A 20,979-nucleotide genomic window follows, 5' to 3' on the forward strand; every position below is an offset into this window, starting at 1 on the left:
GCGAAAGATCAGAGCTGGCGCCGATCCAGCACCGCGCGGGCGATGGTGCCCGCGTCCACGTATTCCAGCTCGCCGCCCACCGGCACGCCACGCGCCAGACGCGTTGCCTTGATGCCGCGGGCCTTCAACATCTCGCCGATGTAGTGCGCCGTCGCCTCGCCTTCGCTAGTGAAGTTGGTGGCGAGGATGACCTCGGTGCACGGCCCGCCCAGCGCAGGATCGGTCGCACGGGCCAGCAAGCGTTCGAGGTGAATCTCTTTCGGGCCGATGTTGTCCAGCGGCGAGAGCCGCCCCATCAGCACGAAGTATTGGCCGCGATAGGTCAGCGTCTGCTCGATCATCATCTGATCAGCGGGCGTTTCCACCACGCACAGGACCGATGCATCGCGGCGCGTGTCCAGGCAGGTCTCGCAAACTTCCTGCTCGGTAAAGGTATTGCAGCGGCTGCAATGCTGGATGGATTCCGTCGCGTCAGACAGCGCCTGGGCCAGTTGCGCCGCGCCCTCGCGATCATGCTGCATGAGGTGATAGGCCATCCGCTGGGCAGACTTGGGGCCGACCCCCGGCAGCACGCGCAAGGCCTCGACCAGCATCTGCAGCGCCGACGGCGTACCTGGAGCGTTACGCATCACGCGTGCTCCAGAACAGTCGTGTGGTGCAGCACTTCCGGCATCGGGTCGTAAAAGTGGTGCAGCAGCGCACGCCAGCGCTGGTACTCGGGCGACTGCCGGAAGCCGATGGTGTGGTCTTCCAGCGTCTGCCACTGCACGAGCAGCAGATAGTCGCTCGCCCGCTCCATGCAGCGCGACAACGACAGCGAAACGAAACCCCGCATCGCACCGATGAGGTGACGCGCCTCGCCGAAGGCCGCCTCGAAGGCAGCCTCCTGGCCGGGCCTGACGTGCAGCAGCGCGGATTCCAGCACCATGGCGCGATCCCGGCGGGCTTTGTTCAGAACGGCAGCTTGAAGCCGGGCGGCAGCATGCTCGCCATGCCACCCAGGCCGGAAGTGAGCGAGCCCATCTTCTCTTGCGTAGTGGTCTCGGCCTTGCGCACGGCGTCGTTGAACGCTGCGGCGATCAGGTCTTCCAGCAGATCCTTGTCTTCGCCTTCGGCGAGCAGGCTCGGGTCGATCGACACACGCTTCACGTCGTTCTTGCAGGTCATCACCACCTTCACGAGGCCCGCGCCGGACACGCCTTCCACCTCGATCAGGGCGAGCTGCTCCTGCGCCTTTTTCATGTTTTCCTGCATCTGCTGGGCCTGCTTCATCAGCCCGGCGATCTGGCCTTTCATCATGGTCGTTGCTCCTTGAAATGGGTCATGCAAGGCGCGCCGCTCTGATGGGCGCGCCGATGTTCAATGTTCAGTCTTGGAATGCGGTTCAGTGCGCGTGCGGTTGGATTGAACCGGGGACGACCTGCGCCGCGAAGTCCCGCACCAGCGCCTGCACAAACGGGTTGGCGGCGATGGCGTCTTCGGCATTGCGTTGGCGCTCGGCGCGCTGCTCGGCGTCGGCGGCTGCGGCGGTGGCGCGTGCCGGTCCGATATCGCACGCCACACGAACGGGCGTGCCGAAGTGTTCCGTCAATGCGGCTTCCAGGCGCTCGACGACGTTGGCGTCGGTCAGCGGAGGCAACGGCACACGCAGGCGCATCGTGGCGCCTTCCACGGCTGCCAGCTCACTCTGGTAAGCCAGTTGCTGGGCCAGACCGCGTATCGGCAGGCTGGCGGCCAACGCCGGCCAGTTGCCATCGAAGGTGGTGAGGCCGCTGGCGCTCAGGTCAGGCGGCGTAGCTGCGGCTACCGGCTCTGGGGGGACTGCCTTTGTCGGTGCCGGTGCCGATGCGGCTACCGGCGCCTCGATCTGTGCCGGACGTGCTGCCGGCTCAGACGCTCCAGGGCGCACGCTCGAAGCGGAATCCCATCCGGCAAACGCCGCATCCATCTCTTCAAGCGACGGCGAAGCCAATTCGCCTGGCATTTCATCCCAAGGCGGCGGGCCGTCGTCGGAAGGCGCAGCAGCCGCAACCGATGGTTCACGCCGCTGCGGCGATGATGCTGATGCCGGCACAGCAGGATTCGGGCGCGGGCCTGCCACGGGAGCAGGACGCGCGACAGGCGCCGGCGCAGCTACCGGCGTGGCGGCAGGTGCAGAAGCTCCGCCCCGACCACGGCTCGACGCTTGGCGCGCAGCGGCCAATGCCTCCATGGCCGGCGAGCGACGCGCGGGCGCCGCAGCCGGCGCCTGCACAGCGGCTGCAACGGGTACCGGCGCGGGCGCAGGCGGGGTCGCTTGATAAGTCGCACGCGGCGCCTCAACCATCGGCTCCGCACGCGTCGCCACTGGCGCGGCCTGGGTGACCGGTGCGGTGAGCGGCGCAGTCGCTGTGACGGCAGGACGCGTCGATGTGGCCGGTGTTGCCGCCAGCGGCATCGCGCGCTTCCCGCCGCCGCCACCCGAAGGCGGCGCTGCGCCCCCACCCGACTGCCCGGGCTGGAACGCCAGCATGCGCAGCAGCGTCATCGTAAAGCCGGCGTACTCGTCCGGCGCCAGCGCCAATTCGTTGCGGCCAAGATTGGCAAACTGGTAGAACAGTTGCACCGACTGCGCATCGAACCGCTCGGCAAGCCGACGTACATCGTCGGCCTCGGGCCAGTCGTCTTGCACAGCGGCGGGCACAACCTGCGCCAGCGCAATCTTCTGCAGCAGCGATGCAAGATCCTGCAGCGCACCCGAAAAACTCAGGCTGCGCCCGGCCATCTCGTCCGCAATCTCGACAAGCGCGGCGCCGTTCTCATCCGCCAGCGCGTCGAGCAGCCGCACGAGGTAGCTTTGATCAATCGCGCCGAGCATGCCGCGCACGGCGGCTTCGCTGACCTCGCCCGCGCTGTACGCGATGGCCTGGTCGGTGAGCGAAAGCGCGTCGCGCATCGAACCTTGTGCGGCCGCCGCGAGCAGACGCAGAGCGTTCGGCTCGTGGGCGATGCCCTCTTCCCCGAGGATGCGGTCGAGGTGAGACACGATGTGTCCCGGCGGCATCTGCTTGAGGTTGAACTGCAAGCACCGCGACAGCACCGTCACCGGAATCTTCTGCGGATCGGTGGTGGCGAGGATGAACTTGACGTGCTCGGGCGGCTCTTCCAGCGTCTTCAACATCGCGTTAAAGGCGTGGTTGGTCAGCATGTGCACTTCGTCGATCATGTAGACCTTGAAGCGACCGCTTGTGGGCGCGTAGACCGCGCGGTCCAGCAGCTGCGCCATCTCATCGACGCCGCGGTTGGACGCGGCGTCCATCTCGATGTAATCGACAAAGCGCCCGGCATCGATCTCGGTACAGGCGCGGCACACGCCGCACGGCTGCGCAGTGATGCCGCCCTGCCCGTCCGCGCCGACGCAATTGAGCGATTTGGCAAGGATGCGCGACAGCGTCGTCTTGCCGACACCGCGCGTACCCGTGAACAGGTATGCGTGGTGCAGGCGCTGCTGTTCGAGCGCATGCGTGAGCGCTTTCACCACGTGTTCCTGACCGACCAGCGTGGTGAAATCGCGAGGGCGCCACTTGCGGGCGAGCACTTGATAACTCATGCGGCGGATTGTAGCAAAGCGAGGTGGATTTCCGACGCGGTTTTGGAGGGGTCAACCGCCATGCGCGCCGAGCGAATTGCAAGGATATTCAAGTGGGGACGTGCGAGTCGGTTACAATGGCGGTCGGACGGGCCTCCTCGCATGGTGGCGCGGTCAACCTGGTCAGGTCGGGAACGAAGCAGCCACAGCCGTTTTCCGCCAGTGCCGAGGGTCAGGCTCGTCCCCCTTCTCTTTTGCCTTCCGCATCACCCTTCCCCTTTTCGTCTGTGCCGCCCGCGTCAGAACAACGCGCCTTGGCTGTCGTCGTGTGACGCCTGTACCGGCTTGGGCAGCGCATCCAGGTCGATCCACTCCGCCTGCGCAGTCGCCACGCCCGCGCGCACGCTGCGCCCGGGATACATCGGCGCAACGGCGGCCACATAGCCGCGCAGCTGGTCCGCATAGGCGGCGCGTTCGACGGGCAGCAGGCGCAGCTTGTAGTCGACCACGAGGATGTCGTTGCCGCGTTCGATCAGGCGATCGATGCGCAACAGCGCGCCGTCGGGGCCGAACAGTTCCACCTCGTTATGCGCGGCGTCGAAGTGCGCGGGGTCGAAGACATGCGCCAGCGCTGGGGCGGAAAGCATCCGGCGCACGGCATCGGCGGCGCGTGTGGCATCGGCTTGCGTGACGCCGGTCGCGCCGAACCAGCGCGCGATCGTCTCGGCGTCGGGCGCCTGTTCGGGCAAGCCGCGGCGCGTCAGGCGCTCGAGCACCGCATGCAGCAGTTCGCCCTGCGCCACGGCGCCTTGGTCGAAGACGATATCGGCGGGCCCCTCGGCGGATGCGCCAGCCGCACCGACACGAACCGTCACCGTCAGCGGCACGCGGAAGTCGTGGTAAGAAACAGCCTCCGCCGCGGCCGCGTTGACGGCCGAATCGGTTGCGCCATCAAGCATCGGCGCGGGTGATGCGACGCCCGCCGTGGCGAGCAACGTGTACCAGCTGGCCGTGCCGTCAACTTCGGGCGCATCGCCCTCATCGACAGATTGGGCCGCCGTGGCATCACGCTTGTTTGCGACGCCGGAAACGATCAGCGCTTGCCGCGCGCGCGTCATCGCCACGTAGAGCAGGTTCCAGTTCTCGCGCTCCGCAAGCTCGTTTTCCTGCTTGAAGAGAGGCTCGCGCGCCAAGCCCCGCTCGGATGTCTTGCCAAACGCCAAGAAATGCGCGGGTGCCGGCGCGCCGGGCGGCCAGTCGATCAGGATCCCGGCGGTGTCGACGCGCGCGTCGCTGTGGTGGCTGTCGAGCAAAACGACGAACGGCGCTTCGAGCCCCTTCGACGCATGCACGGTCAGGATCTGCACAGCGTCGAGCCCTTCGCTGGCGACTTCGGCGTCGATGGCATCCGGCGCTTCCGTGTCGCCCTGCATGCCTTCGTCGGGGCTTTCGTCCTCGTCGCCTTGGCGGATGGCGCGCAGCTCCGCCATGAATTTCGGCAGGCTCGGATACCGGCCGCCGTCCAGATCGAGCGCGAGCTTCAAAAACGCATCCAGATTGGCGAGTACCTGGTCGCGATTGGCGGCGGGCGCGCGTTCTGCGTAGCGGCGCTTGAGTTCGCCGGTGTAGGCGATGTGATCCAGCAGATCGTGCACCGGCAGTGTGGGCGCAACCGCCAGCCAACGCGACAGCATGCGGTGCGCGTAACGGAAAGTCGCCGATGCGTCAGCCTGGCCCGCCAACGCGGTCAGCCGCTCCCACCATGTCAGCGCGACCGCGCCTTCGCCAAACTGGGCCAGCGCGATGAGGTCGTTGTCCGAGGCGGCAAAAACCGGGCTGCGCAGCACATGTGCAAGCGACAAATCGGCTTGCGGCGTCATGAGGAAATCGAGCAGCGCGCACAAATCGAGCGCTTCGAGCGTTGCGAGCAGACCGCCGCGGCGCGGACTCAGATAAGGCACACCCGCGTCGCGCAACGCGCGTTCGTAATCGGCGAGATAGCGCTTGCGGCGGACGAGCAGCTGGAAATCGCTCCAGCGCACAGGGCGCTCGACACCGCCTTCGCGAATGCGCTCATTCGCGTGCAATGCATGCAGGCACGTGGCCACTTGGCGGCCTTCTGCATATCGCTGCGAATCGCCGGCCTCTTCGCGCGGTTCGGTGAGCGTGTCGCGGGGTGCAGCTTCGTCGGCCTGCTCCACTTCAGGCACGGGCACCAGCGGCAACAGCAACGCTTGGCCCACAGGCGCATCCACGGCGGTGCTTTGCTCAGCGTAGATGGGATAGTCGCCGCGCGCCCGCGCCTGCAGGAACACGGCATTGACCCACTCCAGCACGGCCGGCGCATTGCGGCGCGTGCGGTTGGTGCGCAGCACGGTCGCGTTGAATTCAGCGACCAGCATTTCCCGCGCAGCATCGAACAATCGCGCATCGGCGCGGCGGAAACGGTAAATCGATTGCTTCGGATCGCCCACCAGAAACACGCTCGGCTGCGTGCCGGTGCCCGCATAGCCGGCCAGCCAGCCTTGCAGGATGCGCCACTGCATCGGGTTCGTATCCTGAAATTCGTCGAGCAGCAGATGCTTGTAGCGCGCGTCGAGCCGCACCTGAAGGTAGGCGGCGGTATCGTCTTGCTGCATCAGGCGCGCCGCTTCCCATTCGAGATCGGTGAAGTCCATCGCCCGCGCCTGGCGCTTATACGCCTGATAGCGGTCGATGAGTGCGTCGCCCAGCGCAAACAACGCTGCGTTGACGGCGCGCACGCGGGCTTCCTGCCGGCGGGCCTGGATGGTGGTCAGCGCTTCGCAGAGCGTCGTGTGCAAGGTCACCAGCGTTTGCGCGTGCTCATCGCCGACGGCTTTGATAAGCGCCTTGGTCGGCTTGCACGCGCGCGCCTTGCCGGCCTGCGTGTGGAATGCGGCAAACAGCGCCTCGAAGGCTTGCGCGCGGGCCGCCTCATCCGACAGGTCCATTCCGCGCGCGGCGGTAACCGCAGATTCAATGGCCACCGCACGCTTGCCCTCGGCCGCACCGCCTTGCCCGAGCCAGCCGGAGACGCGCAGCATGTCGGCGAGCAACGCTGCATCCTGCAGCGCTTCGATCAGCGGATCGACCGTCGCATCGTCGCCGAGCAGTGCGTCCAGCGCATCCAGCGGACGACCGCCCGCCTGGGTCTTGTACGCCCACCAATCGCTGCGCTGATGGAACATGGCGTCGAGCAGGCGACCGGCCTGGAAATCGCCGACCAGATCGGCAAGCGTTTCATACGCGGTGCGCAATTCCGCGTGATCCTCGGCCAGCAAGCCGCGCCAGAACGGCGCCCACGCTTCACGCCGCAGCCGCCCGGCGTCTTCACGCAACGACGCGCCCTGCTGCACGCCAGACGACAATGGCGCCCCGCGCAGCAGCGAACCAAACCAGCCGTGAAACGTATCGATCGCCATGCGCGACGGCGATTCCAGCACGCGCGCATACAGCCCGCGCGCGGTTTCGATCAGCGCCGGCGCATCGCGTTCATCCACCGTGCGGGCGATGAGTTCGCGCACGACGCCTTCATCGTCAGCGCTGGCCAGTTGCGCGAGGATGTCGAGCAGACGCTGCCGCATCTCTTCGGCCGCCTTGCGCGTGAACGTGATGGCGAGAATGTCCGCCGGCGCAGCGCCTGCCAGCAGCAAACGCAACATGCGCGTGACCAGCAGCCACGTCTTGCCGCTTCCCGCGCATGCTTCCACGACCACCGAGCGCTGCGGATCGCACGCCGCGCGCGAAAAAGCCTCGGGCGAGACGGCCGCGCCGTCGCGTTCGTAAGCGTGATCGCTCATGCCGCGTCCTCCGGTTCGCGGGGCGCGCCGTCGGTCCAATACCCCTTGCGGCACAGGCCACGCGCCGCGCAATAGCGGCACGCCGATTCATCACCGAATGCCGGCAGCGGCGCCCCGGCGGCGAGGGCCGTCATGTCCTTTTGCATCTGTTCGATCAACCACTCGACGACTTGCGTGAAGTCGGGCAATGCAACATCGCGCTTGTCCCCGCGCGCCTCGCCGTCCAGCGAAACCCAGCCGCCGGAGTCCGCACGCGCGTCGAGCACGCCGTAAAACGGCAGCTGGCAATCCTCAAACGGCGTCTTGGCGCGACGCACGAGCACCATTTGCGATTGCGTCTTGTAGTCGAGGACGGCCACACCGTGTTCGTCGTGCACGTCGATGCGGTCGATGCGACCGCGCAGGCGCAGCGGGCGCTCGTCCGGCAACGTGATGGACGTATCGACATCGACTTCGCCCGCCTCAAAGCGCCAGCCGTCGGCCTCGCGCGCGGCCTGCCATGCCAGGTACGAGGGCATCACGCCAAGCCAGCGCCGATAGAAGCGCAGTGCATTGCCGTCCTCGGCCAGGAGCGGGCCGAACTGCTCGTCGCTGATCGCCTGCAGCAGTGCCTGGCGATCCGCCGGATCGTGCATCGGCGCTTCCAGCAACTGCCGGTGAAAGCGATGCAGGATCGCGTGCAAAATCTCGCCGATGTCGCGTTTCTCCAGCTCGTCGGACACCTCTTCCAGCTCGCCCAAGCGCAGCATGCGGCCGACGAAAAACTGGTAAGGACAGCGGCGCAGGCTGTTGTAAGCAGCCGCACTCAGCGTGGACGGCACTAGCATCGGGGCGGAGGGTGCCGGCATGTCGGTCGGCTGGCTGGTGGTCTGCAAGCTGGGCAACGTGACGGACGTATCGATACGCACGCCGCTCACTGCCAACCGGCGTTGCAGGCGTTCGAGCCAGCCGGAAAGGCGATGCGGCTCGCCGCGTCCGCCGTGGCGTTGCCAGGACAACACCACCTCGGGCTGATTGAGCAGCACTTCGGCCAAGTCCCGCGCCTGCTGCGCAAAGCGCTGGGCGCGGTCGGGCAGGCCCAATTCTCGGCGCACGTCGTTGGAGAAAAACAGCCACTCCGGCTGTGCGGACGGCAGCTGCGCATCGTCGCAGCCGACCACCACCACGCCATCAAAGCGCCGCATGCGCGCGCCATTCAGCGGCAGGATGACAACGCGCCGGTCCGCCGGCGGTGAAGGCTCGCTGAAGACCGCAGATTCGAGCAGCATCGACAGCAACGCCCGCCACTCGGTGAGCGAGAACCGCGCGCCCGCATCGGTGCTGCCGTGTATCGATGTGCGCAGACGGTCAATCCAATCCAGCAGCTGGCGGCCTGCATCGTCGTTCTGCAAGCCGGTGCGCATATGCAGGCGATCGAGCGTACCGGCCAGCAGCGTTACCCACGCGTCAAGCGTCGCGCTGCCTGCCCGGCGCCACAACGCCGCTTCGTCGGCCAACACGCCGAGGCGATCGGCCAGGCGGCTGACCTTTGCTTCGCCATCGGCTTCATTGGCGGAGCGGTCGGCCACCAGTCGGCGCAACCGTCCCCAACCGCCCGAAACGTTATGCCGGCGCACCCGGCGCTCCAGCTCTGCGACCCATGCGGGCGTCGCAGTGCCGGCATCGGCGTCACGCAAACAGAATGGGCTTTTGACGAGATCCAGCAGCGCCGCGGTATCGCCGTCGCCCTGCACCACGTCGACCCAGCGCATGAGCGCTGCCGCGGCGCGCGTCGTCGAAAGCTTCCAGCCGGTCTCATCCCGCACCGGCACGTTCACGCGCGCCAGCAACGCGCGAACACGCCGCGCCACGATGCGATCCTGCGCCACCAACGCCAACGAGCGGCGCCCGGCGTTCAGCCAATCGACCAGCGTATGCGCAGCGAAGGCCGCTTCGTCCTCAAAGCGCGCGGCGCCGGCAATGCGCAGGATTGGCGCCGGCATCTGCGCATCGTCGCCATCGTCCGCAGCCTGTGCGGCTGTCGCACACTCGGGCCAGGCGTGCAGCAGCAGGTCGCGAAAATCCGCATGCGTGGAAGGCGCCGCAGATGTGCCGGTCTCGGGCGCATTCCAGTCGTAGCCGATGCTCAGCACCGGCACGCGCTCGGCGGCGCGCTGCAGGAAATCCAGATCCACCGCTTCGGCGTCCGTCGGGCTCATCCACACGATCGGCCCATGCAGTTCGTCCAGCAGACGCCGCATGGCACGCAGGCGCATGGGAATCGGGTCCGTCGCGCCTGACAGCAAGCGCCAGAATGTCAGCACAATGCGCGATTCGGTACCAAGAAAGCGTTCGGACAATTGCGCGTAGGTGCGTTCCAACGCCTCGGCCAATGCCGACTCCAACTCATCGGGCCGCCCATCTGCGCCGCTATGCGCAGCGTCCAGCGTCAACCAGCGTTGCGACAGTTCATCGGACACCGTCACGAGCACCTGCGCGACGCCCCAGAGTGCGGCATCGTCCTGCGCGCCGAGCGCTTCACGCAGCCAAGCCTGCGTCTTGAGGGCCTGCTGCACCGCAAGCAATCGCGACAGCGGCGTGCGCGCGGCGGGCAAACCTGCTTCCGGCGGCAAATCGAGCAGCCAATGTCCCAGGGTCAGAATGCGCGGCAGCAAACGCGGCGTGCCGGCCGCCTGCGCGCTGGCATGCAGGGCACTGCGCACGCCCGGAATCTGGGCGGCGGTCGGCACGACGATCGTGGCGCTACCAGAGTTTTGCGCATGCGCATCCAGAAAGCGCCATGCAGCGTCGGCGGCACGGAAAAGGAATGCTGGGCCAGGCGCGAAGGCAAGCGTCTGCATGCGTGGAATAGGGCGATATACCGGGAAGCGAAGACCTGCAGCTATCGGCGCGATAGCCACAATCAACGGTCAAATCGGTTGAAAACGGGGGCCTCGGTACTATATCAGCAGCACCCGCGCCGACAGTGGTCCCAATACACGCCGGTTCGTGTAATCGTGTAATGTATGGGTTCGGCGCACGTCGCCAGCTTTTACGAAATAACAGAGGTTCCCGCCATGAGCGAACAGATCAAGTATGTGAGCGACGCGTCCTTCGAGGCAGACGTGCTCAAGTCCGACAAACCCGTGCTGGTCGATTTCTGGGCCGAATGGTGCGGTCCCTGCAAAATGATCGCCCCGATCCTGGACGAAGTTTCCAAGGACTACGGCGAGAAAGTGCAGATCGCCAAGATCAACGTCGATGAGAACCAGGGCGTGCCGGCGAAGTTCGGCATTCGCGGCATCCCGACGCTGATTCTGTTCAAGAATGGCGCTGTGGCGGCCCAGAAGGTCGGCGCGCTGTCCAAGTCGCAACTGACCGCATTCCTGGACAGCCACCTGTAAGCCGTTTTCGGCTGCGGGCGACCCTTCGCGTTGCCCCACACACACGCTGGCGCACTTCCGCCTGGAAGCTCGCCAGCGTTGTGCTAAGATGGCAGCCAATCTGTTTCCCCGAGCGTTCGCTCGACCTTTCCCCCCTCCCCCGTTTCTCGTTTCGCCGCCCGTTCGGGCCCTTCCCTCATCTTTCGTCTATGCATCTGACAGAACTGAAATCCTTGCACGTGTCCCAATTGCTGGAAATGGCGGGGCAGCTGGAGATCGATAACGCGCAGCGCATGCGCAAACAGGAATTGATGTTTGCCATCCTGAAAAAGAAGGCGAAACAGGGCGAAACGATTTTCGGTGATGGCACGCTTGAAGTGCTGCCCGACGGCTTCGGTTTTCTGCGCTCGCCCGAGACTTCGTATCTGGCCAGCACCGACGATATCTACATCAGCCCGTCGCAGATCCGCCGATTCAATCTGCACACCGGTGACACGATCGAAGGCGAAGTCCGCACGCCGAAGGACGGCGAACGCTACTTCGCGCTGGTGAAGGTCGACAAGGTCAACGCGCAGCCTCCTGAGGCGGTCAAGAACCGCATCATGTTCGAGAACCTGACGCCGCTGCACCCCAACAAGCCGCTCACGCTCGAACGCGACATCAAGGCCGAAGAGAACATCACCGGCCGCATCATCGACATGATTGCCCCGATCGGCCGCGGCCAACGCGCGCTGCTGGTGGCAAGTCCGAAGTCCGGCAAGACCGTGATGCTGCAGCACATTGCGCACGCCATCGCGACGAACCATCCGGAAGCCGAGCTCTTCGTGCTGCTGATCGACGAGCGCCCGGAAGAAGTGACCGAAATGCAGCGCACTGTGCGCGGCGAAGTGGTGGCATCGACGTTCGATGAGCCCGCCGTGCGTCACGTGCAAGTGGCTGAAATGGTCATCGAAAAAGCCAAGCGCCTGGTCGAGCTGAAGAAAGACGTGGTGATCGTGCTGGACTCGATCACGCGTCTGGCCCGTGCCTACAACACCGTGGTGCCGACCTCGGGCAAGGTGCTGACCGGCGGTGTCGACGCCAACGCGCTGCAGCGCCCGAAGCGTTTCTTCGGTGCCGCACGTAACCTGGAAGAAGGCGGTTCGCTCACCATCATCGGCACGGCGCTGATCGAAACCGGCAGCCGCATGGACGACGTGATCTACGAAGAATTCAAGGGCACCGGCAACATGGAAGTGCACCTGGAACGCCGCTTGGCCGAGAAACGCGTCTACCCGGCCATCAACCTGAACAAGTCGGGCACGCGCCGCGAAGAGCTGCTGATCAAGCCGGACATCCTGCAGAAGGTGTGGATTCTGCGTAAGTTCATCCACGACATGGATGAAGTCGAGGCGATGGAATTCCTGCTCGACAAACTCAAGACGACGAAGAACAACGCCGAGTTCTTCGACATGATGCGACGCGGCGGCTAAGTCTCCTGCCTGCATAGCGAAAAGCGCACCCGTTGTGGTGCGCTTTTTTATTGCCCGGTCAACTGCCTGTTTTCCAAGCGGATTTTGTCGTCAATGTTGTGAAATTCGCTAGTTCATTTGCATTACACGTGCCGGGCGCAAGCGTTTGCCACCATCGTCCTTAAACTTCATCGCAAAACAGAAACCCGCCAACCATACTGCAAGCCTGCTCTGGCTGAGCCGCCTCGGCAAGAAGGAACCACACCAAAAATCGAACGGGGGAAACCATGCGCGAAGAGTCGCTGGAATGTACTGCTGCGTGCCGAACCGTCGTAGTGGCGTCACGTGCGGGGATGGGGGAGATCGACGAGACGATTCTGGGTGCGGACTGGCACGTGCGACGCGTGACGTCGATGCGTGAGCTCGGCTGTGCCATTCGTGACGGCGTTCCCAAGGCGGGGTTGGTCGATTTCGGCAGCGCGTTCTCGGCTGCGGAGCTGGATTTGCTCGAGCGCTGCATGCAGGTGCCGCATGTGGGTTGGGTGGCCGCCCTGCCGCCGGCCATGCTGAATCACGAACGCGTACGCCAGCTCGTGCGCGATTACTGCGTGGACTACGTGCAGATGCCGCTGCGTACGGACGAGACCGCGTATTCGCTGCGTCACGCCTGGGGCATGGCGTCACTCGCGCAGGAAGTCACGCCAGCACCGAAGGCCAATCATGCGCGCATGCTGGGCGAGTGCCCCGCCATGCACGGTCTGTTTCGCGCCATTCGCAAGGTCGCCCAAAACAGCGCACCCGCGTTCATCGCGGGCGAGTCGGGCACCGGCAAGGAGCTGACCGCGCAGGCCATTCACGAGGCGTCCTCGCGCGCAGGCGGCCCGTTCATCGCCATCAATTGCGGGGCGATTCCGCCGCATCTGATCCAGTCAGAATTGTTCGGCTACGAAAAAGGCGCCTTTACCGGCGCGCACCAGCGTCATATCGGTTGGGTCGAGCACGCCAACGGCGGCACGCTGTTCCTCGATGAAATCGGCGACCTGCCGCTCGAGAGCCAGGTCAGCCTGCTGCGCTTCCTGCAGCAAGGCACGATTACGCGGCTTGGCGGGCACCAGGCGATTCCGCTGGACATCCGCATCATTTCGGCCACGCACGTGGATCTGGAAGCGGCCCAGCACCACGGCGGATTTCGCACCGACCTGTTTCACCGACTGTGCGTGCTGACCTTGTCCGTGCCGCCGCTTCGCGAGCGCGGCAGCGACATCGTGCTGCTGGCCGAACACATTCTGGCGCAGCACGCGAGCGAAGCCTCGCACCGCATCCGCGGCTTCACGCCCTGCGCGTTGCACGCGATGATGCATTACCCGTGGCCGGGCAACGTACGCGAACTCATCAACCGCGTGCGCCGCGCACTGGTGATGACCGACAACCGCAAGATCTCCGCCGCCGATCTGCACCTCGAAGGCTACGCATCCGTGTCGGGCCAGACGCTGGAGGAAGCACGTGAAGGTGCGGAGTCGGATGCCATCCGCACGGCCATCGCCCGCAACGGCTTTCATATGGGCATGACGGCACGCGAACTGGCGGTGTCGCGGGTCACGCTGTATCGGTTGATGCAGAAGCACGGCATTCGGGCGGAGCATCCGCTGCATCCGGCTTAGGCGTCGTCGCATCGGAGCGATTCCTCTCAGGAGGGCGCGGCTTGAGGCTGCGCCCTCTCGCGTGCTTGGATGCGGCAGGAACGCTCGATCAGGACGCGCTCCTTCCCTCATCCGATCCATCCATGCCCTGGTTCAATGCACCGGATTGAACTGCGGACGCCAATAAAGCGGCGGCGCCAGCGCGGCGAACGCCGTGAGATTGGCTTGCATCGTGACCCCACTCGAGGATAGCGGCAGAGAAAAGAGTGCCCGCCGGGGGACGGAGCACGAAACCGTTGAACAGCTGTAGCGACAGGGCGTTCGCCGCACGTTGCGAAAGCGCCACATTCTGGTACGTGCGGCGTCGCGCAACGCGTAACGAGACCGGCCAAAGACGGTCGCGGCGTGTGGAATCCGGCATGGCAGCGGGCCTATATGGACGCAAACCCGCTTCCGAGGGGATTGCGCAAGCCCCGTCGCCGTTGGATTGTTAAGCCACGCATGCGACGTACTCAGTTCGCCGTCCGTGAGCGCGGACATGACAGAATCGGTGGATGGATCGAATGCGCGGGTGGGAATGACACCGAAGGCGAGTCGCGCCGGCAACGTATCGGCGAGAACACTTCGAAGGGCGATCAGCAGCGTGATTACACGCTGCATGATGAAATCGCCGTCTACTCCGGACGCCGGCCTCATGACGACCATGGCCGTGCGATTCGCGGCCACTCCGGTCTTCTCGACCGTCCACCCAAACGGCAAACGTCGAGCACAGCGCTGCGCGAATATCGGCATGGCTCGCTCCTCCCGATGGGTGTAGAGCGACATCCGTGCCATGACGGCTAACGCCTTGTTTTAACGGGATATTTTCCACGCAGAGAACCAAGCAACCCGGCATTGCAGGCGATTTTCGTGTCGCGATTGAAACAGCTGGCGCGATAAAACTGCCGCAGACGACGGGTGCAGGCTCTCAGGTGGTCGAATTGCGCACCCTGGCAAACGGTGGGCTACAGTAGCCAGGACTCGCCAACGAAGGTCCCGAGGCATGGCCGTGGCGGCTGTCATTTTTGACTTCCGCCACTAAAATGATTCGGAACGGGGGTCTGCTCCGGCCTGTATCTCGCCTGGGCGACAAGGATGTTCGCAAGATCGGTAACAGGTCGAGAACAACGATGAACACTGTTTTGATCGAAGCCCATCCGTTGGTGCGTACAGGCATTGCGCACCTGCTACGGACGCTCAAGGGCGTCACTGGCGTCACTGTCGTCGAGCCAGACGAAGGGATGTTCGACGCCATCGAAACCAATGCCGACGCGGGCCTTCTTGTCATCGGCCTGCCGCTGCCGCATCTCGATGAGCTGTCAGCCATCGGCGAAATCATGCACCGGCCGCACGCGCGCCACGTGGTCGTGCTGGCCGAATCCGAATCGCCCGACATCATTCGCACGCTCATGCAGATGGGCTTGTCCGGCTACACGCTCAAGCATTCGCCCGGCGAAGTCATCGCGGCCTCTCTTGAACTCGTGCTGGTGGGCGGACAGTACATTCCCGCCAGCGCCCTGCTGCCGGAGTCGCGCCTGGATGGCGCGCCTAACCCGGCGCTGGCGGGCGATCCGCAGACCGATCCGAAACTGCTCGGGATTACGCCGCGGCAGTACGAGATTCTGGTGCTGCTCTCGCGCGGGCATCCGGTCAAGACCATCAGCCGCATGCTGAATATCTCCGAAGCAACAGCAAAGGCGCATATCAGCACGCTGTATCGGCGCCTGAAGGTCCGCAGCCGTACCGAGGCGGTGTACGTCGCCAATCAGCGCGGCGCGCGCCTGCTCTCGGTCGCCTGATTCCATCCCCAGACGAAAGCGCGCGCAGCAAACTCGCACGCGACGGCCGATATACTGGCCGCATGCTTTCGTCCGTTTTCCGCTGGTTCTCAGGCCGCGCACGTACGCGGCGCCTGGCGCGTTACGCCATCTCCGACGCGCTGTGGTCACGCGCGCTCGATGGCCTGCCCTTTCTGCTCGACTGGTCCGACGCCGACCTCGCACGCCTTCGTGAAACGGCCACGCTGTTCATCGCCGAAAAGGAATTCACCACCGCGCACGATTTGCCGCTCACCGACGACATGGTGATCAGCATTGCCGTGCAGGCCAGTGTGCCGATCCTGGAGTTGGGCATCTCGTGGTACAGCGGATGGCACGGCGTGGTGATCTACCCCGGCGAGTTCATCATCCGCAAGGAAGTCATGGACGAAGACGGCGTTGTGCACAACGTGCGTGAAGAAGCCGCCGGCGAAGCATGGGAGCACGGCCCGGTCATCCTGTCGTGGCAGGACATCGAGCTTGGAGGCGCACTGGCCGAGCCCGGCGCGCAGCCGTACAACGTGGTCATGCATGAGTTCGCGCACAAGCTGGACATGCTCAACGGCGAGTCGGACGGCATCCCGGCGTTTTCATCGCGCCTGCATGGCAGCGTCGACCGCGAGCAATGGGCCGATGACCTCCACGCCGAGTACGACGCCTTTGCCCATCGTTGCGAGCAGATTCCGGAGCACCGGTGGAGCGACGATCCGATCCTGTCGTTGCTCGACCCTTATGGCGCAGAGCATCCGGCTGAGTTCTTTGCGGTCGCGTCGGAGGTGTTCTTCGTCGAACCGGCGGCCATGCTCCAGACGCTGCCGTCGTTGTACGCGCTCCTGCAGGCCTTCTACCTGCAGGATCCGGCACGGCGCGTGCTGGAATCTGAACAACGCCAGGAGGGCTTCCTGCCATGACGATTCGCCAAGCGCTTCGTGCAACGCTGCTCGGTAGCTGGCTCGCTGCCGGTACGGGGTTGGCACAACCCACCGTGCCCGCGGTCCTCAGCGTCACCGCGCAATTCGATGGGCAATCCGAAACCAAGCGCGTCACGCTTGCAGCGGACGCATCCACCCCGGGGCAGCACGTCGCCTTGCTCGAACGTACGCATACGTACGACGTGGGCGGTTCGATGCCGCGCAAAGAATGGGAGACGCGTTTCGCCGCCGGCCTGCCCGACGACACGATCCCGCAAGGCTGCGACACCACCACGTGCCAATTCATACGTCACCGCTGGGCCAAGACCGGCGTCGACGTCACCCTGCGGCCGATGGTCGTGTCGGGCGAGTTCCAGACGCTGTCCATCGGCGTAACGCTGCATCGGTTCCAGCCCTCACCCGACGCTGAGGCGCCTGCCCGGGTCGATACGTGGACGCGCAATCTGGACACCTCGTTGCGCATCGGCGACACCAAAACGATGGATCTGGACGGCCACGGCGTGCTGACGATCGAACGCTTGGCCGCGCCTTGATCGAAATAGGCTTGATTAGTCACTTTTCGATGTGCGGGCACGACGGATTTTGCGGCAAGCGCGTTGCTCAAGCCTTTGTTTCTCTGGCATAATTCTCGTTTCTCCACCCGGCAAGTGATTCGAGGGCTGGTCGCACGGTGGCTCCTACCCTGTGAGCACCTGAAGCGCGCCGCGAATTGGCTACCTCTACCCCAGGGCCCATCATGAAAGAAGGCATTCACCCGAATTACCGCGAAGTCGTGTTCCAGGACATGTCCAGCGACTTCAAGTTCATCACCCGCTCGACCATCCAGACCAAGGAAGTGATCACGCTGGACGGCAAGGAATATCCGCTGGCCAAGATCGAAGTCTCGTCCGAATCGCACCCGTTCTACACGGGCCAGCAAAAGGTTCTGGACACGGCCGGCCGCGTCGAAAAGTTCCGCAACAAGTTCGGCAGCAAGATCGGCAAGGCTGCCAAGTAATACCGGCGCCGGAGACGGCTCAGCGCATGACCCGCTCAGTGCAGACCGTCTTAGTGGTCAGAAAAAGGCAGCTCCGGCTGCCTTTTTTGTTTCTCGGCACATGGTAGGCCATTGATTCGGCCTCTCTTTACGATCCGCACGTCGCTGTGCAACCCCGGCTGGCTCGCCCGGTCTGACACTCGATGAACACCACCCGCGTCTCGCGCATCCGCCTGACTGCCGCAGCCACCCGCGAGTTGCCGCGTTGGCTGCTGCTCGCCATCTGCGTTATCTACGGCCTGTCGGGGCTGTTCTCGCGCGACCCGTGGAAGAACGAAGACGCCGCGGGCTTCGGCGCGATGTGGACGCTGGCCACGGGCAATGCGCAGGACTGGCTGATGCCCAACATCGTCGGCCGCCCGATCGTGCAATCGGGGCCGCTGGTGTTCTGGATCGGTGGTGCGTTCATTCGCCTCTTCGGACAATGGCTGGGCCCGGCAGATGCGTCGCGCCTGGCCACCGCTCTCTTCTTCTTCGTCACCAGCGCGTGCATCTGGTATGGCGCGTATCTGCTGGGTCGCCGCGCAGAAGTCCAACCGTTTGAATTCGTCTTCGGCGGCCAGCCCAACACGCGTGACTACGGCCGTACGCTGGCGGATGGTGCGCTGCTGATCTTCCTGGCCTGTGTGGGCCTTGCGCAGCGCGGCCACGAGACGACACCGCTGGTGGGCGCGCTGTGCTTCGTGGCGGTCGCGGTGTATGGCTTGATCCGAGCGCTCGACAAGCCGGTGCACGGCAGCCTCATCTACGGCATCGGCATCGGTTGCCTGTCGCTGGCTGGCGGCCCGATCCTGCCATTGGCGATCACGGTGGCCGTATTGATCGCCGCACACGCTACGCGCGTGGTGCCATTGCGTCCGCTGCTGACAGTGGCGCTGCCCGTGTCGCTCGTACTCGGCTGCTCGTGGCCGGCGATGGCGTACTTGCTCGCAAATAATCCGACTGACGCCGTGACCTACATCCGCGAATGGGCGCGCTTCGATCGCCACCAATACGCGGGCCCGACCGCCCATTCGCTTGGCTTTGTCGCACGTAACCTGCCGCTGTTTGCCTGGCCGGTCTGGCCGTTGGCCGCATGGGCATGGAAGAGCTGGGGCGGCATGCGCACCGCTCCGCATATCACGTTGCCGCTGGCTGTCTTCCTGCCGCAATTTGTGTTGCTGCTCATGCAGCCTCACCCGGGCGACGATGGTTTCCTCTTGCTGATTCCGCCGATGGCCGTGATGGCGACGTTCGCGCTGCCCACGCTCAAGCGTGGCGCGATCAGCGCAATCGACTGGTTTGCGCTGCTGGCCTTCACCATTCTGGGTGGCACCCTGTGGCTGCTGTGGATTGCCAAGATGACGGGCTTTCCGCCTCAGCTTGCGCGCAACGTGTACCGCATCGTGCCGGGCTATCGGCCCGAGTTCAGCTGGACCGCACTGGTCTGCGCGCTGCTCGTGACCGCGGCGTGGGTGCTGATCGTCGTCTGGCGCACATCACGCGCGCCCAAGGCCATCTGGCGCGCGGTGGTGATCTCGGCCGCCGGCACCACGCTCATGTGGGTGCTGATGATGACGCTGTGGCTGCCCACCATCAACTACGCCAAGACGTACCGCGATGTCGCACAGTCAGCCGCCCTGGCGCTGCCGCGCACCTACACGTGTGTGCAGCCGATCCGCATGGGCGATGCGCAGCTCGCGTCGTTCGCGTACTTCGGCCATATCCGTTTTGGCAGCGCCGAGGACAACTGCGACATCCTGCTGCGTCATGACCCGTACGACTACGGCGCGCCGACGAGCGTGTCGAACTACGAGTGGCGCCTGATCTGGGAAGGCCGCCGCCCTGCCGACCGCGACGAGCACTTCCGCATGTACCGCCTGACCGAGGCTGCTGCCGCCACACATCCGCCGCCCACACCGGCCACCACACGCCGACGCAAGCTGCGCCCGTAACGCATCCGGTAGCACGCACATGTTTGTCGCCGACGTCCGCCGCATTACCGCACTGGCTTGGCCGGTACTGATCGGCCAGTTGGCTGTGATTGCCTTCGGCGTATTGGATACGGCGATGGCCGGTCGCGCCTCGGCGGCGGATCTTGCTGCCATCGGGCTCGGCGGGTCGATCTACGTGACGGTCTACATCAGCCTGATGGGCGTGCTGCAAGCGCTCTCGCCCATTGCCGGACAACTGTACGGCGCGCAAAGGCACAGCGAGATCGGCGAAGAAGTGCGCCAGGCCGTTTGGCTCGGACTGGTACTCGCGGCGATCGGCATGCTGATCCTGTGGTTCCCTGCCCCACTCCTGCAGCTGGCGGACGCCACGCCGGAACTCACCGAGAAAGCCACCGCCTACCTGCGGTATGAAGCGCTCGCATTGCCTGCCGCGCTCGGCTTCCGGATCTACTCCGCGTTGAACAACGCGCTGTCGCGGCCTGTGATGGTGACGGTGCTGCAGCTTGCCGGCCTCGTCCTCAAATTTCCGCTGAACGCGCTGTTCCTGTATGGCGGCATGAGCATCCCGGCGATGGGCGGCCCGGGATGCGCCCTCGCCTCGATGATCATCAGTTGGCTCTGGTTTGTCGCAGCGGCTGCCATCCTGATGCGTAATCCAGCGTACAAGCCGTTTGCGATTTTCACGCAGTACTCGCCGCCCAATCGGGCGCGGCTGTGGGCGCTGGTACGCCTGGGTGTGCCGATGGGCTTCACCTACCTGATCGAGATCACGTCGTTCACGTTGATGGCGATCTTCATCGCACGCCTTGGCACGGTGGTCTTGGCAGGGCATCAGATTGCCGCCAACCTTGGCGCGGTGGCCTACATGGTGCCGCTGTCCCTGTCGATCGCGACATCGACACTGGCTGCGCAATTGATCGGCGCGCGCGATCGCGTGGCGGCCCGGCGCATCTCGTTGAACGGCATCAGGTTGGCGGTCGTGTGTGCGGTTGTCGTTGCCGCGGCGGTGTTGTTCCTGCGGCGGGAGCTCGTGAGCCTCTATACGAACGATGCCGCTGTTCTAGCGCTTGCAGTGCCGCTGCTGCCTTTCATTGCCTTCTACCAGATGTTCGATGCGGTGCAGGTCATGACGGCATTTATCCTGCGCGCATACAAGATCGCGCTCATCCCAACCGTTATCTACGCGCTCTCACTGTGGGGCGTAGGTCTGGGCGGCGGCTATGTGCTCGGATTTGGACTGCTGGGAGATGTTGCGACGGCACTGCGTGGCGCAGCCGGCTTCTGGGCGGCCAATGCGCTCAGTTTGATGGTGGCCGGTGCATTGCTCCTCAGCTATTTCAATCGCGTCAGCCGCACCGCCGATTAAAGCAAGCCATTCG

16 protein-coding genes and 1 other RNA gene are annotated in these 20,979 nt (G+C 64.8%); 10 read left to right on the forward strand and 7 right to left on the reverse strand.

From position 1 onward, the window contains the following. Positions 1–8 precede the first annotated feature (8 nt). The 4 genes from recR to R2676_RS07700 form a co-directional block, all read right to left on the reverse strand. The gene (gene recR / locus R2676_RS07685; RefSeq protein ID WP_102066993.1) at positions 9–629 is read right to left on the reverse strand and encodes a recombination mediator RecR; all 621 of its coding nucleotides are present in this window, start codon (positions 627–629) and stop codon (positions 9–11) included. Continuing rightward, a complete protein-coding gene (locus R2676_RS07690; protein WP_102066992.1) occupies positions 629–928 on the reverse strand; it encodes an antibiotic biosynthesis monooxygenase family protein in 300 nt (99 codons plus the stop codon). Before R2676_RS07690 ends, recR begins: the two co-directional genes overlap by 1 nt. 23 nt (positions 929–951) lie before the next feature. Next, positions 952–1,299 carry a YbaB/EbfC family nucleoid-associated protein gene (locus R2676_RS07695; RefSeq protein WP_027677651.1) on the reverse strand — a complete coding sequence of 116 codons (348 nt, stop codon included), beginning with the start codon at positions 1,297–1,299 and terminating at the stop codon, positions 952–954. 85 nt (positions 1,300–1,384) lie between these two features. Continuing rightward, positions 1,385–3,589, reverse strand: a complete 2,205-nt coding sequence (locus R2676_RS07700; protein ID WP_206275383.1) for a DNA polymerase III subunit gamma/tau — start codon at positions 3,587–3,589, stop codon at positions 1,385–1,387. Between the two features lie 126 nt (positions 3,590–3,715). On the opposite strand from R2676_RS07700, the gene ffs reads away from it, so the two are divergent. Further along, positions 3,716–3,814, forward strand: an RNA gene (ffs, locus tag R2676_RS07705) — signal recognition particle sRNA small type. Between the two features lie 53 nt (positions 3,815–3,867). Here the strand turns inward: ffs and R2676_RS07710 are convergent. Both R2676_RS07710 and R2676_RS07715 read right to left on the reverse strand, forming a co-directional pair. Next, a complete protein-coding gene (locus R2676_RS07710) occupies positions 3,868–7,389 on the reverse strand; it encodes a UvrD-helicase domain-containing protein (RefSeq protein ID WP_206275384.1) in 3,522 nt (1,173 codons plus the stop codon). Then, positions 7,386–10,229, reverse strand: coding sequence for a PD-(D/E)XK nuclease family protein (locus tag R2676_RS07715; RefSeq protein ID WP_316856986.1), 2,844 nt, complete (start codon positions 10,227–10,229; stop codon positions 7,386–7,388). The genes R2676_RS07710 and R2676_RS07715 overlap by 4 nt, the downstream gene beginning before the upstream one ends. A gap of 216 nt (positions 10,230–10,445) precedes the next feature. On the opposite strand from R2676_RS07715, the gene trxA reads away from it, so the two are divergent. From trxA to R2676_RS07730, 3 genes are all read left to right on the forward strand, one after another. Beyond that, complete coding sequence (gene trxA / locus R2676_RS07720) at positions 10,446–10,772, forward strand: thioredoxin TrxA (RefSeq protein ID WP_004626253.1); 327 nt, start codon at positions 10,446–10,448, stop codon at positions 10,770–10,772. A gap of 188 nt (positions 10,773–10,960) precedes the next feature. After that, entirely contained in the window at positions 10,961–12,223 is a 1,263-nt protein-coding gene (rho, locus tag R2676_RS07725) for a transcription termination factor Rho (protein ID WP_027677655.1), read from the forward strand. 266 nt (positions 12,224–12,489) lie between these two features. Beyond that, positions 12,490–13,863, forward strand: coding sequence for a sigma-54 dependent transcriptional regulator (locus R2676_RS07730; protein WP_206275386.1), 1,374 nt, complete (start codon positions 12,490–12,492; stop codon positions 13,861–13,863). 132 nt (positions 13,864–13,995) lie between these two features. Here the strand turns inward: R2676_RS07730 and R2676_RS07735 are convergent, their stop codons facing one another. Continuing rightward, complete coding sequence (locus R2676_RS07735; RefSeq protein WP_316856988.1) at positions 13,996–14,634, reverse strand: hypothetical protein; 639 nt, start codon at positions 14,632–14,634, stop codon at positions 13,996–13,998. Between the two features lie 377 nt (positions 14,635–15,011). Between R2676_RS07735 and R2676_RS07740 the strand changes: the two genes are divergently transcribed. The 6 genes from R2676_RS07740 to R2676_RS07765 all read left to right on the forward strand — a co-directional run bounded on the left by R2676_RS07740 (position 15,012) and on the right by R2676_RS07765 (position 20,966). Continuing rightward, positions 15,012–15,680 carry a LuxR C-terminal-related transcriptional regulator gene (locus tag R2676_RS07740; RefSeq protein WP_009238433.1) on the forward strand — a complete coding sequence of 223 codons (669 nt, stop codon included), beginning with the start codon at positions 15,012–15,014 and terminating at the stop codon, positions 15,678–15,680. 62 nt (positions 15,681–15,742) lie between these two features. After that, complete coding sequence (locus R2676_RS07745; RefSeq protein WP_206275387.1) at positions 15,743–16,609, forward strand: M90 family metallopeptidase; 867 nt, start codon at positions 15,743–15,745, stop codon at positions 16,607–16,609. Next, positions 16,606–17,163, forward strand: a complete 558-nt coding sequence (locus tag R2676_RS07750; protein WP_206275388.1) for a hypothetical protein — start codon at positions 16,606–16,608, stop codon at positions 17,161–17,163. The genes R2676_RS07745 and R2676_RS07750 overlap by 4 nt, the downstream gene beginning before the upstream one ends. 203 nt (positions 17,164–17,366) lie before the next feature. Beyond that, positions 17,367–17,627, forward strand: a complete 261-nt coding sequence (locus R2676_RS07755; RefSeq protein WP_027677659.1) for a type B 50S ribosomal protein L31 — start codon at positions 17,367–17,369, stop codon at positions 17,625–17,627. 182 nt (positions 17,628–17,809) lie between these two features. Further along, positions 17,810–19,600, forward strand: coding sequence for an ArnT family glycosyltransferase (locus tag R2676_RS07760; RefSeq protein ID WP_102066985.1), 1,791 nt, complete (start codon positions 17,810–17,812; stop codon positions 19,598–19,600). 19 nt (positions 19,601–19,619) lie between these two features. Further along, positions 19,620–20,966 carry an MATE family efflux transporter gene (locus R2676_RS07765; protein WP_206275389.1) on the forward strand — a complete coding sequence of 449 codons (1,347 nt, stop codon included), beginning with the start codon at positions 19,620–19,622 and terminating at the stop codon, positions 20,964–20,966. Positions 20,967–20,979: the final 13 nt, after the last annotated feature.

Origin of the sequence: Ralstonia flatus (genome assembly GCF_958439105.1) — a bacterium.
In the GTDB taxonomy this organism is placed as follows: Bacteria; Pseudomonadota; Gammaproteobacteria; order Burkholderiales; family Burkholderiaceae; genus Ralstonia; species Ralstonia flatus.

Bases quoted from the DNA above. Each gene is read 5' to 3' on its own strand.
- R2676_RS07755 (WP_027677659.1), top strand. From the start codon at position 17,367: ATGAAAGAAGGCATTCACCCGAATTACCGCGAAGTCGTGTTCCAGGAC.
- R2676_RS07740 (WP_009238433.1), top strand. From the start codon at position 15,012: ATGAACACTGTTTTGATCGAAGCCCATCCGTTGGTGCGTACAGGCATT.
- R2676_RS07700 (WP_206275383.1), bottom strand. From the start codon at position 3,589: ATGAGTTATCAAGTGCTCGCCCGCAAGTGGCGCCCTCGCGATTTCACC.
- R2676_RS07765 (WP_206275389.1), top strand. From the start codon at position 19,620: ATGTTTGTCGCCGACGTCCGCCGCATTACCGCACTGGCTTGGCCGGTA.
- R2676_RS07750 (WP_206275388.1), top strand. From the start codon at position 16,606: ATGACGATTCGCCAAGCGCTTCGTGCAACGCTGCTCGGTAGCTGGCTC.
- R2676_RS07735 (WP_316856988.1), bottom strand. From the start codon at position 14,634: ATGCCGATATTCGCGCAGCGCTGTGCTCGACGTTTGCCGTTTGGGTGG.
- R2676_RS07760 (WP_102066985.1), top strand. From the start codon at position 17,810: ATGAACACCACCCGCGTCTCGCGCATCCGCCTGACTGCCGCAGCCACC.
- R2676_RS07690 (WP_102066992.1), bottom strand. From the start codon at position 928: ATGGTGCTGGAATCCGCGCTGCTGCACGTCAGGCCCGGCCAGGAGGCT.
- recR (WP_102066993.1), bottom strand. From the start codon at position 629: ATGCGTAACGCTCCAGGTACGCCGTCGGCGCTGCAGATGCTGGTCGAG.
- rho (WP_027677655.1), top strand. From the start codon at position 10,961: ATGCATCTGACAGAACTGAAATCCTTGCACGTGTCCCAATTGCTGGAA.
- R2676_RS07715 (WP_316856986.1), bottom strand. From the start codon at position 10,229: ATGCAGACGCTTGCCTTCGCGCCTGGCCCAGCATTCCTTTTCCGTGCC.
- R2676_RS07710 (WP_206275384.1), bottom strand. From the start codon at position 7,389: ATGAGCGATCACGCTTACGAACGCGACGGCGCGGCCGTCTCGCCCGAG.
- R2676_RS07695 (WP_027677651.1), bottom strand. From the start codon at position 1,299: ATGATGAAAGGCCAGATCGCCGGGCTGATGAAGCAGGCCCAGCAGATG.
- R2676_RS07730 (WP_206275386.1), top strand. From the start codon at position 12,490: ATGCGCGAAGAGTCGCTGGAATGTACTGCTGCGTGCCGAACCGTCGTA.
- R2676_RS07745 (WP_206275387.1), top strand. From the start codon at position 15,743: ATGCTTTCGTCCGTTTTCCGCTGGTTCTCAGGCCGCGCACGTACGCGG.
- trxA (WP_004626253.1), top strand. From the start codon at position 10,446: ATGAGCGAACAGATCAAGTATGTGAGCGACGCGTCCTTCGAGGCAGAC.